The 13,056-nt window shown below is 50.2% G+C and carries 13 protein-coding genes and 1 tRNA gene; 7 read left to right on the top strand and 7 right to left on the bottom strand.

What is annotated here, in order from left to right; all coding sequences use genetic code 11:
- Positions 1–190: 190 nt before the first annotated feature.
- The gene (locus tag ACPAOP_RS13235; protein WP_423708331.1) at positions 191–2,035 is read left to right on the top strand and encodes an AMP-dependent synthetase/ligase; all 1,845 of its coding nucleotides are present in this window, start codon (positions 191–193) and stop codon (positions 2,033–2,035) included.
- 228 nt (positions 2,036–2,263) lie between these two features.
- Positions 2,264–3,676: a DHA2 family efflux MFS transporter permease subunit gene (locus ACPAOP_RS13240; RefSeq protein WP_423708332.1), complete on the top strand. Its 1,413-nt coding sequence runs from the start codon at positions 2,264–2,266 to the stop codon at positions 3,674–3,676.
- A gap of 15 nt (positions 3,677–3,691) precedes the next feature.
- Here the strand turns inward: ACPAOP_RS13240 and ACPAOP_RS13245 are convergent, their stop codons facing one another.
- Positions 3,692–4,654, bottom strand: coding sequence for a LysR family transcriptional regulator (locus ACPAOP_RS13245; protein ID WP_423708333.1), 963 nt, complete (start codon positions 4,652–4,654; stop codon positions 3,692–3,694).
- A 215-nt stretch (positions 4,655–4,869) separates the two neighbouring features.
- Here ACPAOP_RS13245 and ACPAOP_RS13250 point away from each other — a divergent pair, with 215 nt between their 5' ends.
- Both ACPAOP_RS13250 and ACPAOP_RS13255 read left to right on the top strand, forming a co-directional pair.
- Positions 4,870–5,814, top strand: a complete 945-nt coding sequence (locus tag ACPAOP_RS13250) for a VTT domain-containing protein (RefSeq protein ID WP_423708334.1) — start codon at positions 4,870–4,872, stop codon at positions 5,812–5,814.
- 98 nt (positions 5,815–5,912) lie between these two features.
- Positions 5,913–6,302 (top strand): OsmC family protein, encoded by a 390-nt coding sequence (locus tag ACPAOP_RS13255; protein WP_423708335.1) that lies wholly within the window; start codon positions 5,913–5,915, stop codon positions 6,300–6,302.
- A gap of 59 nt (positions 6,303–6,361) precedes the next feature.
- Here the strand turns inward: ACPAOP_RS13255 and ACPAOP_RS13260 are convergent, their stop codons facing one another.
- The 5 genes from ACPAOP_RS13260 to ACPAOP_RS13280 all read right to left on the bottom strand — a co-directional run bounded on the left by ACPAOP_RS13260 (position 6,362) and on the right by ACPAOP_RS13280 (position 9,719).
- Positions 6,362–6,793, bottom strand: coding sequence for a DoxX family protein (locus tag ACPAOP_RS13260; protein ID WP_423708336.1), 432 nt, complete (start codon positions 6,791–6,793; stop codon positions 6,362–6,364).
- A 30-nt stretch (positions 6,794–6,823) separates the two neighbouring features.
- A complete protein-coding gene (locus ACPAOP_RS13265; RefSeq protein ID WP_423708337.1) occupies positions 6,824–7,525 on the bottom strand; it encodes a pirin family protein in 702 nt (233 codons plus the stop codon).
- Between the two features lie 204 nt (positions 7,526–7,729).
- Positions 7,730–8,227: a TPM domain-containing protein gene (locus ACPAOP_RS13270; RefSeq protein WP_423679656.1), complete on the bottom strand. Its 498-nt coding sequence runs from the start codon at positions 8,225–8,227 to the stop codon at positions 7,730–7,732.
- A 2-nt stretch (positions 8,228–8,229) separates the two neighbouring features.
- A complete protein-coding gene (locus tag ACPAOP_RS13275; RefSeq protein WP_423708338.1) occupies positions 8,230–9,105 on the bottom strand; it encodes a TPM domain-containing protein in 876 nt (291 codons plus the stop codon).
- A complete protein-coding gene (locus ACPAOP_RS13280) occupies positions 9,102–9,719 on the bottom strand; it encodes a LemA family protein (RefSeq protein WP_423708339.1) in 618 nt (205 codons plus the stop codon). Before ACPAOP_RS13280 ends, ACPAOP_RS13275 begins: the two co-directional genes overlap by 4 nt.
- Before the next feature lie 431 nt (positions 9,720–10,150).
- Here ACPAOP_RS13280 and ACPAOP_RS13285 point away from each other — a divergent pair, with 431 nt between their 5' ends.
- Complete coding sequence (locus ACPAOP_RS13285; RefSeq protein ID WP_423708340.1) at positions 10,151–10,711, top strand: GNAT family N-acetyltransferase; 561 nt, start codon at positions 10,151–10,153, stop codon at positions 10,709–10,711.
- Positions 10,712–10,855: 144 nt separating this feature from the next.
- On the opposite strand, the gene ACPAOP_RS13290 is transcribed toward ACPAOP_RS13285, so the two are convergent.
- Positions 10,856–10,931, bottom strand: a tRNA-Phe gene (locus tag ACPAOP_RS13290).
- A gap of 155 nt (positions 10,932–11,086) precedes the next feature.
- Here ACPAOP_RS13290 and ACPAOP_RS13295 point away from each other — a divergent pair.
- Both ACPAOP_RS13295 and ACPAOP_RS13300 read left to right on the top strand, forming a co-directional pair.
- Entirely contained in the window at positions 11,087–12,280 is a 1,194-nt protein-coding gene (locus ACPAOP_RS13295; RefSeq protein ID WP_423708341.1) for a UbiH/UbiF family hydroxylase, read from the top strand.
- Between the two features lie 49 nt (positions 12,281–12,329).
- Positions 12,330–13,055, top strand: a complete 726-nt coding sequence (locus tag ACPAOP_RS13300) for a DsbC family protein (protein WP_423708342.1) — start codon at positions 12,330–12,332, stop codon at positions 13,053–13,055.
- Position 13,056: the final 1 nt, after the last annotated feature.

Genomic DNA, 13,056 nt, shown 5'->3' on the forward strand with positions numbered 1-13,056 from the left:
CCCCCGGGTTGATCTGGAGTCGTGTGTATCGTGTATGAGCAGCAAGTGTTCCGGGCACTGTATATGCTGAAATGCAGCCTTGTTCATGCCCGATAAGGCATGAATTTTCCGAACATGTTGTCTGACGTATGCTTTCATCCGGCGACCAGCCTACCGTCACAGAACGGTGCTTAACGAAAACTTAAAAATCATGTCGAACCAACAGAGACCATTGCAAGAGCGAGCATTGACAGAACTCCGGACCTTAGCCGAACTTTTTACCTGGCGCGTAGCGAAAACGCCGTCCGCAGAGGCTTACCGACAGTTTAATGAACAAAATGGTCAATGGATCAGTTACACATGGGAAGAAACCCATCAGCGTGTGATGGACTGTGTGCGGGCGCTGTCGTTGTTGAATCTGGAGCGTGGTGCACGTATCGCGATTTTGTTACCGAATGGTTTGCAGGCAGTATGTGTGGATCAGGCGGCATTGCAGATGGCGTGTGTGCCGGTTCCTATGCATGCACTGGATAATCCGGAAAGTATCGCCTACATCATCAGCGACAGCGATGCAACCGTTCTGATTGCCACAACCGATCAGCAATGGAAAGACATAGGCAATGCCGGGATTGCATTGCCTGCGTTACGCCAGGTTGTGGTGCTGGAAAAGAGTCTGACACCGGCCGATTACCCTGCCGGAGTACCGGTCGCCAACATGGAGGAATGGTTGTCTGCGGCAGCGAACGTCAATGTTGCTGACGTTCTGACCGACGCGGTGGCCGACGATCTCGCGGCCTTAGTCTATACCTCCGGAACCACCGGTAAACCTAAGGGTGTGATGCTGACGCATAATAACGTCATGTCGAATGTGAAAGCTGTGGTGGCGCGCGTTGCTCCGGTCATCAGCGACGTATTCCTGTCCTTCCTGCCTTTGTCGCATACATTTGAGCGGACTGCCGGTTATTACCTGCCTGTGGCGGCTGGCGCCTGTGTCGCATTTTCTCATTCTGTCAAACAGTTGCCGCAAGAGCTGGTGACGATTAAGCCGACGATACTGATTTCTGTGCCGCGGATTTACGAGAGGGTGTACAGCGTGATTCAGACCAGGCTGGCGCAGTCCAAAATGCAGTCGTTTTTATTTAACACCGCGATCGCAGTCGGCTGGCGGCGTTTTTCACGTGCACAGGGTTTATCGTCAGATGGACTGTTGCAACGTATCAGTGATGCGCTGGTCTGGCCCGTGCTGGAGCCGGTGGTCGCCGGTAAATTGAAAAACCAGTTCGGTGGTCGTTTGCGCGTTGCGGTCAGCGGCGGTGCGGCGCTATCCACATCGATCTCACGTTGCTTCCTGGGTCTCGGCATACCTATTGTGCAGGGTTATGGCATGACAGAAACTTCGCCGGTTGTGGCATTCAATTCTCCTGATGACAATAATCCATCGACTGTCGGACGCATACTGGATGGCGTGGAAGTCAGGATAGGCGAAAACGCAGAGCTGCAGGTGCGTGGACCTAACGTCATGCGGGGTTACTGGAAGCGGGAAGAAGATACCGCCAAAGCGTTTATTGATGGTTGGCTGCGTACTGGCGATCAGGCGGAAGTTGTTGATGGACGGGTACGTATACTTGGTCGCGTTAAGGAAATTATCGTGACATCAACCGGTGAAAAAATTGCACCAGTCGATCTGGAAATTGCGATTTCCACTGAACCTGCATTCGAACAGGTCTATGCCTTTGGTGAAAATGCCCCTTTCATTGCTTGTGCCGTCGTACTAAGTCAGTCTTACTGGACGCAGCTGGCGCAAACACTGGGACTTAATCCTGCCGATCTGAATAATCTGAAATCACCGGCAGCTACCGAAGTAGTGTTGAAGCGTGTGCGTGAACTGACGACCAGTTTTCCATTTTATGCTCAGCCTAAGGCCGTGATTTTATCGACCGAGCCCTGGACGATAGAAAGCACGCTGATCACCCCGACACTGAAGCTGAAACGGCTGAATCTGCAAAAACATTTTGCTGAAGACATGGCGCGCATTTACGCACCGCGGCGCCTATAAATCTGCTACCGGCGGATACAGGTTTCTGCAATGCTCTGTTCAGAAACCTGTATCCGCATACATCCTGCGACCTGCGTACTTCACGCAGAAAAATTCTGCGTATTTCCTTTCATCTGTAAGCTGCAGAGTGACGGCTGACCTTCCCAGGGTTACACTGGCAAACTTGTCCCGCGTTACCTGTATCAGACACCGCTATTGATACTTCCCGTTAATTTCAGCTCGCTTATGATGAGTGATCTCAAGGTCAAATCTTACCTGCCGTGGGTCGTTGCGATTGCCCTGTTTATGGAGCAGCTCGACGCGACCATTCTGAATACTGCTATCCCTTCCATGGCAGCAAGTTTGCAGGTAACGCCTTTAAGTCTGAAAGCGGCAGTGACCAGTTATATTCTGAGTCTGGCCGTTGGTATCCCTGTCAGCGGCTGGATCGCGGATCGCTTTGGTACCCGCCGTGTTTTCGGTTTTGCCGTGGCAATTTTTACGGTTGCCTCTATTCTGAGCGGTCTGGCAGTCAGTGTGCCCATGCTGGTTGCAACGCGGATTTTACAGGGTATAGGCGCAGCGATGATGATGCCGGTCGGACGACTGGCGATTATCCGCACTTTTCCCAAGAATGAATTACTGACCGCGATGAATTTTGTAATCATTCCTGCGCTGATAGGCCCGCTACTAGGACCGACCGTTGGTGGGTTGATCGTACACTGGTTATCGTGGCGCGTTATTTTCTTTATCAACGTGCCGGTCGGTATCATTGCGCTGTTGCTGGTGTATCGCCACATGCCTGATTATTACGGTGACGAAGAAAGACCGCTGGATGTGGTTGGATTGGTCTTATTCGGCACCGGAACTGCTCTGTTGTCATGGTTGCTGGAAATCTTCGGTGAACACCGGATTGACATTGCATCAGAGTCGGTGCTGTTCGCGATATCGCTGATATTGCTGGTGGCATATGGATGGCATTCGCAACATACGCCATATCCGCTGTTACGCTTAAATCTGTTTCAGATACGTACGTTCCGGGTGTCTATCGTCGGTGGTTTCGTCACGCGCCTCGGTATTGGCGGGCTGCCATTTTTACTGCCTTTGCTGTATCAGCTGGGGCTGGGCTTACCGGCGTGGCAGTCTGGCTTACTGATGATGCCTGCCGCAGCAGCGGCGATGGGGATGAAACTGATCGCAAGGCATTTACTGCGTCAATTTGGTTACCGCAAAATCCTCATCACAAATACATTCATGATAGGCGTGACGATCAGTTTGTTTTCTTGCGTTTCGCCTGCCACGCCTTTGATCTTGATTGTGGCGCTGAGTCTGGCGCAGGGTTTTTTTAATTCACTGCAGTTTTCCAGTATCAATTCCATGACCTATGCCGATATTGAGCCCTTCGATTCCAGCATGGCCAGCACAATAGGCAGTTCTTTACAGCAGATGGCGTTGAGTTTCGGCCTGGCTTGCGGCTCGCTGGTCGCAGCCTGGTATCTTGGTGACCTACCACAGAGTGACAAAATTGCCGTGACTAACGCCTTGCATCATGCGTTTCTCACATTAGGTGCGGTTACGATGTTGTCATCGGTATTTTTCTGGACCCTGAAAAATGAGGATGGTGAAAACGTGACGAAGGGCGTTGCCGCAAATAAAGAGTGATTGCACTTCGGTACATCAGAAATGGTGCTGACGACGCACACCCAGTAATGCGGTACGCGTGACGGGTGCTTGCAACTGCTGTAACCACCATTGCAGTGCTCGCCCTTGCATCGCTTTACTACTCTGGCGCCACGCATAGCAAGACTGCACCTGCTGTTGTGCCCGCTCCACTTTTCTGACGACCAGTTTCCCGCTGTTGATACATGGATTGGCAAGGCAGGTAGGCAAGAAGCCGACGCCGATTCCGCGCACCTGTGCTTCCAGTTTAGCGGTCATATCCGCAACGGTGAACACATCCTGGCCTGTCAGCAAACCTATCGACATACTGGTGCCATGTCTGACTGAATCAGCAATAGCCACCGCGCGATGCTGACGTATCACTTTGTCAGACAGGGGTTCTGCCGCGCTCGCCAGTGGATGGTGTGGCGCCACAGCGAATTCAAAATCGACAGTGCCCAGATGTTCGCGCTGCAATCCGGTTTTTGTATTGCTGTCCATGACAACACCGATAGCGAGATCGGCTTGTCCGGAGGTCAATGCTTCGAGGGTTCCGGATAAGGTTTCTGCCAGCAGTTTGAGCCGGGTTGGCGGATTCATCTGAAAAAACTGCTCACATAATTCCATCACCGTGGTGCGGTCGATGATGCTGTCCACAGCGATGGTGAATTGCGGCTCCCAGCCCGTCGCAACACGTTTCACACGATTCGCGATAGCGTCTATTTCCTCTAACAGAATGTTACCTTCTCGCAGTAATTCCATTCCTGCGGTAGTCAATTGCGCCTGTCGGGAGCTGCGATCAAACAGCAATACATCAAGCGCTTCTTCAATCTGCCGTACACGATAGGTCAGAGCACTCGGCACCATATCGATGGCGCGTGCTGCCGCCGCAAAGCTGCCGGTGTCGGCAATGACCTGCAACATTGCCAGCGCGGCAGGAGTCAGAACATCACGGGGAGTCGTCATAGTTGATTTATTCATTCAGTTATTCTGAATGATGACATCAAATTTTAGCGGTGGAAACTGTGCGTCTGTTGTGGCATTGTGCATAAACTTGCTCAGACTGCGAAGCAGAAGGCGATGCCGGCGACTGATCTTTATCGTGATCAGCGTCGCTGTTGCTGGCCGACATCAGAAAAAAATCGTAATGCCAGATTTGAGAATAAGATTTATCGCAAAAATTCAGCTCATTCAATATGGAAAATATCACTGCTCTCTTTTCTCAGCACGGACTACTGGCGCTGTTTGCCGGGGTGTTTATCGAGCAGCTTGGGGCGCCTGTACCGGCCTTACCTTTCCTGTTGCTGGCCGGGGTGGCTGCTGCCGATAACGGTGTGTTTGTAGTTCAGGCACTGGCAGTGGCGACACTCGCATCCCTGATTGCCGATTCGCTCTGGTTCTATGCAGGACGCCGTTTTGGTCATCGTGTACTGGCTTTGCTATGCCGGATTTCTATTTCTCCGGATACTTGCGTACGCCAGAGTGAGCTGAGTTTTGCCCGCCGTGGCATTGCCACACTGGTCATCGCAAAGTTTGTCCCCGGGCTTTCTATTCTGACACCACCGCTGGCTGGTGCAATGGGCATGCGGGTTTCATCGTTTCTGATCTTCAATCTGGCGGGGACGCTGTTATGGGCTGGCAGCGGAATTGCAGGGGGCTTGCTGTTTCATAATCAGGTCGGACAACTGCTGGCTTACCTGAGTCAGCTCGGTGACACGGCGATGCTGATCGTGATCTGCGCCGTTGCTCTATATGTTGCGATACGTGTCTGGCGGCGCTGGCGTGTGAAACGCTCGGTGGCCAGCCTGCCGCGTGTCGCACCTGCTCAGCTTGCTGATCTGCTTGAACGTGGTGAAGAGCTGGTACTGGTTGATGTTCGTGTTTCTTTGGCTCCGGGGGCGCTGGAAAACCATATTCAAGGCGCCAGACACATAGAATTGAACAATATACAAACGGCACCGCTTGATACATGGCCGACCAATGCGAAAATCGTCACGTATTGCTCATGTCCGAACGATGCGTCCGCGCTGAAAGCTGCTTATTTGCTGAGCCAGCGAGGTGTGTCTGCCAGTGTTTTGCACGGTGGTATCGACGCCTGGATAGACGCCGGTTATCCAGTAGAAGCAAACAGCCACGTATAAAAACGGATCTGCGACGCTAATCGGAGGTCGCAGCTGAGTAGAACGCCGGATGCGCGGCAGATGCCTCGGTGGCGATTGATTTTGAGAGGAGCCCTATCATGACTATTTCGGTTGACTGGCAAGCTGATCGTGGCGATACCGCCTGTAATATTGAATTTGATGGTTTGCATTGGATTTCAGATATCGATAAAAAATCGGGAGGATCAGGTCTGCATCCATCCCCGCATGAGCTGCTGGATTCTGCGCTGGGCGCGTGTACTGCACTGACTCTGGAACTGTATGCAAAGCGCAAGGGATATGCGCTGGCTGGCATTCATGTCGAGATTGACCGCGAAGAGGCGGGTGGCATCTATCGTCTGATCCGGCGTATACAACTGCATGGGGAAGTTGATCAGACTATGCGTGAGGATTTGCTGCGGATTGCGAATAAATGCCCGATACACAAAGCATTGAGCGGACAGTTTCAGATTGACAGTGAACTGGTCTGAAGCATTTTGCTACTGTCGATGTAATAAAAAAAGGCGTCTGCACGACGCCTTTTTTATGTTTACTCAGATGAAGGACGATGATTTGCGGCTCCGCGTCCATCAATACTCCATGCGCCAGCACCCCACGCGGCCAGTGTCAGCAAGCCACCGGCAACCGCAATGTTCTTAAAGAACAGCAATTGCGTGACATATTGCTGAGCAGCCGGTACCGCCCAATAAGCATGGAAAACGAATGATGCCACCAGCGTGAAGAACGCCAGTATGAGCGCTGCCAAGCGTGTGCCGGCACCAGCGATCAGCGCGATACCACCACCGATTTCAACTAAAAGCGCCGCCACTGCAGCCAGCGCCGGTACCGGCAGCCCGGCCGAGCTGATATAGGCGACAGTGCCCGCAAAACCCGTGAGCTTGCCAATACCTGCGGGTAAAAACAGTGAAGCCAGTAGTAAGCGGCCAACGAGTGCGAAAGGATTTTTTAATGTATCAAACATAATGATTCCATTCTTTCGTGAGTATGTCGTTCAGGCGCTCAGGTCAAACACCAGTACTTCAGCGTCTTTACCATTGGCCAGAGTAATTTTTTGTTCGTTTTCAATCTTGAAGGCATCGCCGCCGCTGATGCGTTGGCCGTTGACTTCCAGCTCTCCGCGTATCAGGTGTACATACGCTTTACGTTCGGGATTCAAGCTTAATTCTGCTTTTTCATCACCATCAAACAAGCCTGCATACAATGCAGCATCCGCATTCATCGCAACAGAATCCTGCGCGCCGTCAGGGGAGGCAACTAAACATAAAGCGCCACGTTTTTTCTCGGCAGGAATTGTTTTTTGCTCGTAGCCTGGCGCGATTCCTTTTTGTTTTGGCGTAATCCAGATCTGCAGAAAATGGGTGGTTTGACCTTTTGCATTATTGAACTCGCTATGTCTGACACCGGTACCTGCGCTCATTCTTTGCACGTCGCCCGGCGGGATACCTTTGATATTTCCCATACTGTCCTGATGTGCAAGCTGTCCTGCTAATACATAGCTGATGATTTCCATATCACGATGGCCATGAGTACCGAATCCGGTGCCGGGAGCGATAATGTCTTCATTGATCACCAGCAGATTGCCCCAGCCTGTATGGTCGGGATCGTAATAATCTGCGAAAGAAAATGAATGTAGACTTTTCAGCCATCCATGATCTGCACGACCGCGACTTTGAGATTTTCTGAGTGTAAGCATGATAGTTTTCTCCTTGTTGATGGCAGTGATTATTTCATGCTGCTGAGGTTCGATGCGCGGTGCCGTTTGATGACATCATTTAAAAAATTTGAATGGTGACTCGTTCTGCTCCGATTTTGCAGTTGCACGGTGTGGTGCTATTGCTTCTTGAGCGTTGCTTGCTGTGCGGTAGTGCCCGAAGTATCAATGCCGGACCGGTCCAGCTCACAGTAGCACGGGCTGGTCTGGCAATTCGTTGCGTGTGTTATGTCCGGTCGGATAGTGCCGGATCATGTGCTGCGTCACCGCCTGTATTCCGGCGATAACACCTGCTTCATATTCGGCGCGTTGGAAGTAGCTCTCCATATCGCGGCAGATTTTTCCCCATGCAGCATCACCTGCTTTCGTATGGATTCCGCGATCGGCAATGATTTCGACGCGTCTGTCAGCCAGTAAAAGATAGATCAGCACACCATTATTGTGCTCTGTGTCCCATATCCTTAATTCAGAAAACAGATCAATCGCACGTTCTCTGGAGGATTGGTCTCTGAACAGCGCTGCACCATCAAGCGCAGCTTCTGCTGCAAAACGGATTTCACCTTGGTGTCCGGTTTCGCTGGCTTTAATGGCCTGCTCAATGGCCCGCAGAGAATTCTCAGGGAAATAGCGCCGCAGTTGCCAGCGGCTCATCGATAAATGTTTGATTAGGCGTCTCAGACTCATGATTACCACCTTCCTGATGCACCGCCGCCGCCAAAGCTGCCGCCGCCTCCGCTAAAGCTGCCGCCACCTCCAAATCCGCCACCACCGAAGCCACCGCTATCGCCATGGTTTCCACCACGGTAAGTGCCGCTCCCGCGCCCTCCTGTCATGCCGCCTAAGAGAGTAAAAATCAGTGCAATAAAGCCGGCGATCAACGCAATCGTGATCGCGCCGGCGAGCATCCAGGTTAAGCCTGCAACGATGCCGCCGGTGATCATTGCGGCGTGAAGCCGACCAAATAAAGCGCGTAATATTCCTCCGGCGGCAATCGCGAAAATAAACAGAAAAGGAATAAGTTGTTCAATCTGGCTGTCATTCGACACATTTTTTTCAGGGGCTGCTGGCAGGGGTTCGCCATTAACGACCTGGATCATCTGATTGATTCCGGCGGAGATGCCGCCAAAGTAGTTATCCTGCTTGAATTGCGGAATGATTGTTTCGCTGATGATGCGTTTGCTGATCGCGTCATTCAACGCACCTTCGAGACCATATCCGACTTCTATGCGTAAAGTGCGATCATTCTTGGCAATCACCAGAATGGCGCCATCATCAATTTTCTTGCGACCTAATTTCCATTGTTCAGCAACACGCAGCGAATATTGTTCTATCGTTTCCGGTGCCGTGCTGGCGATAATCAATACTGCAATCTGGCTTCCTTTTTTTTCTTCGAAAGAACGTAAGGTCTGTTCCAAGCTGTTTTTTTGTTCGGCGTTCAGCGTTCCCGTCTGATCTGTGACATGCTGACTCAGCGCAGGAACGGCAAGTTCTGCCGAAGCAAAAAATGAGCAGCATAAGGAACCGGCAAGAATCAGCATTCTTGCCGTTTGCAGGAGTGTCATTTCTGATTTCCACTATTCCCTTGCGGTGCACCGAAATCAACTTTTGGTGGCTCCGCAAGTGCTTTTTCATTTTCGACAGTGAAATTGGGTTTTACCTGATATCCAAAAATCATCGCGGTCAGATTAGTAGGAAAAGAACGGACCGTCACGTTATATTCCTGCACGGCTTTGATGTAGCGGTTTCTGGCGACAGCAATGCGATTTTCCGTCCCCTCAAGTTGTGCCTGCAAATCGCGGAAACTGGCATCTGATTTCAACTGCGGATAATTTTCAGTCACGACCAGTAATTTTGAAAGTGCACCTGATAGTTCGCCTTGGGCACTCTGAAATTTAGCAAAGGCCTCGGGGTTGTTGATCAGCTCAGGACTTGCTTGCAGACTTCCCACTTTTGCACGGGCATTAGTGACGCCGAGTAAAACATCTTTCTCTTGCGCCGCAAAGCCTTTCACTGTGCTCACCAGATTAGGTACCAGATCGGCGCGCCGCTGGTATTGATTCAGTACTTCTGACCAGTTCGATTTAATCTGTTCGTCTTCGGTCTGTATCGTGTTGTAACCACAGCCAGTCAGGCTCAGGATCAAGATGATGTAGACGGCTTGCCATAATTTACGCATAGAAATACTCCGTTAAATTTAAATCATCAGTTATATTAAGAATAACGCAAGCATCTGTTGTCTGCATCACAAAAATATCGTAACGGAGAGTATCCGTCGACGACCAGGCTGCGAAGTGTGATGTTATGGGCTGCAGGACAACCTGACTGTCAGGCAATACCTAGTTCATTGTAACTATGTTCACTCAATGTTAATCAGAATATTACTCCACGCATGACTGGCTGCGTCTGCATGTCTTGCTTGAATGAAGGCTGAAGTTCTTGCTTTAAAAATTGTATTTTTGTACTAGCCTGAATATTGATCGATAAAAATTGGCTGACCCCGTATATATTTTTTATTCATTTTCTTGCCGGATAGCAGAACCAGAATATGAAGGGAAAATGTAAATGTGATGCTTTACCAGATCAGTAAAGTTACATCTGGTTAACACTTTGAAACAGGAAATATTACTTAACTCAATACAATTGCTGACCTCATTGATTGAAAGAGGCACACCGTTGTCAAAAGAAAAAATTTCCAGTATCAAGAAGCGCCTGGCGTGTCGCCTTCCGATTGTCGGGCAGGTCGTGGAACGGCTGTACAACCCGGACAGCTCGATTCTTCATTGTCTGGCAATGCCAAATACTGCATTGGCGAGAGTAGCGTTAGGTGATGAAAAGATAGTGCGTCAGGATGAGCACATCATCGTCTCTACAAATAATTACTTTATTCGTTACCTTCGCGTTTTTTCAGATGATTTGTGCTCAACCGGGAAAAAAATTTCTCAATTTCACGGTAATAAAGATTTTTCAGCCGGTGTTCTCGCCATCAAGCTTAATCACGGTAATCGTCATGTGATCGACAACATTTATATCGACGTTGCCTATCGTCGTCAGGGTATTGCTTCCTCTTTGCTTGAGCGGGCCTTCGCTGATTTTCCTGACCTATGTCTGGATGGTCGTTTTACGACTGAAGGGATTCTATTTTTTGGCGCGAAGAAAAGACGCAAATAAATCTAGGGCTGCATTCAACGGGATGCTCAATCAAGTTTGCTGAGAGAGCATTTGAATCACGAAGAGATTATTCGTTACAGCACTTGCGTTCCCAGGCACAAAACAAAAAAGGCTTACATTTCTGTAAGCCTTTTTCTTATTTCTTGGTGGCCCGGGGCGGAATCGAACCACCGACACAAGGATTTTCAATCCTCTGCTCTACCGACTGAGCTACCAGGCCAAGACCACGCATTATAGAGATGTGTTCGGCGCTTTGCAAGTCCCTTGCAAAAAAAAGCTGCTGGTCTGGGCTAACTCTGAATTGATGTGCCTCAGCCGGGTGCGGGTTCCGGTGCCGTATAATGCCTGTCATTGTCTATGGCGAAGGTCTTTTATATGACGGCTCAGATTCATCATTGTGATATTTGTATCGTGGGGAACGGCGCGGTGGGTAAAGCTGCTGCACTGGGATTTGCGCAGGCAGGTTTGCGGGTGGCGGTACTTTGCCGTTCTGCCGTTGCCTTGCCAATGTCGGCACAGTGGGATGTGCGCGTCTTCGCACTGAACCATATTGCACATGATTTATTGTCTTCGCTTAAAGTATGGGATGCTCTGGATTTACAGCGTGTTGCTCCTGTCACCGAAATGAATGTGCGTGGCGGCAAGTCGGATAGCGATGGTCAACTGGCTTTCGATGCATACGGCGCCCGTGCCTCGGAGTTAGCCTGGATCATTGAGGATAAAAATTTAAATCACGCGCTTGATACCGCGATGAAGTTTGCGCAGAATTTATCGTTGATCACTGGCGCGGCTGCGAGTTTGCATGCAGATGAACATGGTGCGCAGATTAATCTGGAAGATGGTAGTCAGATCAAGGCTAGTCTCATCGTCGGCGCTGACGGAGCCCAATCCTGGGTGCGCGGTCAGTGCGATATCGGTCTGGATTATCGCTCTTACGGACAACAGGGTGTTGTCGCGAATTTTGAATGTGAGATCCCGCATCACGGGGTTGCACATCAGTGGTTTGTTGAAGAGCAGGGCATCATTGCTTTGTTGCCTTTGCCGGGGAACCGGGTATCGCTGGTGTGGTCTGCACCGGATGCATTGGCGGCAACATTGCTGCGTGAGCCATTGTCTGCGCTGGTCAGTCGGCTGGAAGAATATTGTCTGGATACACTGGGGCATCTGACGCCGGTATTGCCAGAAGATATTAAGGCTTTTCCCTTGCGGTTAATACGTCCGCACAGCATGATTGCACAGCGTGTGGCGCTGATTGGCGACGCAGCGCATGCTGTGCATCCGCTCGCCGGGCATGGCATGAATCTGGGTTTTGGTGATGTGGCGAGCTTGCTGGCGTTGATGAAATCACGCGAAGATCATTGTGATTGTGGCGATGCCAAACTGCTGGAGCGTTACCGTCGTTCGCGTAAAGAAGACGTGCTGTTGATGCAGATTACGACCGACGGACTGGCACGATTATTCGGTTCTGATCTGACGCCTCTGCGTCTGGTTCGCAATGTCGGATTGAACTTACTGAATCGTCTGCCTGTCTTAAAGAACAAATTAATCTCCCATGCAATGGGGAAGTAAGCATTGCTGACTATTGCGACAGCCACTAAACGGAATTACAAGGAATAATATGAATTTGAAGCAATGTATCGCGCTCTTGTCACTCACTTTTACCAGTGTCGTTTTCGCGCAGACCGCGCAGGAATCTGCGATAAAAAAACTGATAGAGCCTAAGTTAGGTCAGGGCGTGAAAGTGGATTCCATCATCAAGACGCCTTACGGTGGTTTGTACGAAGTGCGCGTCGGCTCTGATATTTTGTACACCGATGAAAAAGCGCAATATTTATTTGTCGGTAATGTAATCGATGCCAAATCCGGCACGAATTACACCAAAGCCAGAACGGATGAACTGAGTAAAATTAAGTTCTCTGATTTGCCGCTGGAATCTGCACTGAAAATGGTCAAAGGTGATGGTAAGCGTGTGATCGCTGTGTTTGAAGATCCGAATTGCGGTTACTGCAAACGTTTCCGCAAAACCCTGGCCGGTATGGACAACATTACTGTTTACACGTTCTTGTATAACATTTTGTCGGAAGATTCGACCGTCAAATCAAAAAATGTCTGGTGTTCTGCGGATCGCAATAAAGCTTGGGATGAGTGGATGCTGAACGGAAAAGCCCCCTCTGCTGCACCAGCTAATTGCACTACGCCAAACGAAAAAATACTCGCACTCGGACAGAAATTACGCGTGAACGGTACACCGGCTATTTTCTTTAGCGATGGTTCCCGCGTGCCTGGCGCAATGGATGCAAAAGGGCTGGAAGAGAAGTTTGCCAGCCTGAATTCTGCCAAATAAG

It is taken from the genome of Undibacterium sp. WLX3042, assembly GCF_049544825.1.
In the GTDB taxonomy this organism is placed as follows: Bacteria; Pseudomonadota; Gammaproteobacteria; order Burkholderiales; family Burkholderiaceae_D; genus Undibacterium.

Bases quoted from the DNA above. Each gene is read 5' to 3' on its own strand.
- ACPAOP_RS13275 (WP_423708338.1), bottom strand. From the start codon at position 9,105: ATGACACTCCTGCAAACGGCAAGAATGCTGATTCTTGCCGGTTCCTTA.
- ACPAOP_RS13265 (WP_423708337.1), bottom strand. From the start codon at position 7,525: ATGCTTACACTCAGAAAATCTCAAAGTCGCGGTCGTGCAGATCATGGA.
- ACPAOP_RS13260 (WP_423708336.1), bottom strand. From the start codon at position 6,793: ATGTTTGATACATTAAAAAATCCTTTCGCACTCGTTGGCCGCTTACTA.
- ACPAOP_RS13270 (WP_423679656.1), bottom strand. From the start codon at position 8,227: ATGAGTCTGAGACGCCTAATCAAACATTTATCGATGAGCCGCTGGCAA.
- ACPAOP_RS13235 (WP_423708331.1), top strand. From the start codon at position 191: ATGTCGAACCAACAGAGACCATTGCAAGAGCGAGCATTGACAGAACTC.
- ACPAOP_RS13255 (WP_423708335.1), top strand. From the start codon at position 5,913: ATGACTATTTCGGTTGACTGGCAAGCTGATCGTGGCGATACCGCCTGT.
- ACPAOP_RS13245 (WP_423708333.1), bottom strand. From the start codon at position 4,654: ATGAATAAATCAACTATGACGACTCCCCGTGATGTTCTGACTCCTGCC.
- ACPAOP_RS13240 (WP_423708332.1), top strand. From the start codon at position 2,264: ATGAGTGATCTCAAGGTCAAATCTTACCTGCCGTGGGTCGTTGCGATT.
- ACPAOP_RS13250 (WP_423708334.1), top strand. From the start codon at position 4,870: ATGGAAAATATCACTGCTCTCTTTTCTCAGCACGGACTACTGGCGCTG.
- ACPAOP_RS13295 (WP_423708341.1), top strand. From the start codon at position 11,087: ATGACGGCTCAGATTCATCATTGTGATATTTGTATCGTGGGGAACGGC.
- ACPAOP_RS13300 (WP_423708342.1), top strand. From the start codon at position 12,330: ATGAATTTGAAGCAATGTATCGCGCTCTTGTCACTCACTTTTACCAGT.
- ACPAOP_RS13280 (WP_423708339.1), bottom strand. From the start codon at position 9,719: ATGCGTAAATTATGGCAAGCCGTCTACATCATCTTGATCCTGAGCCTG.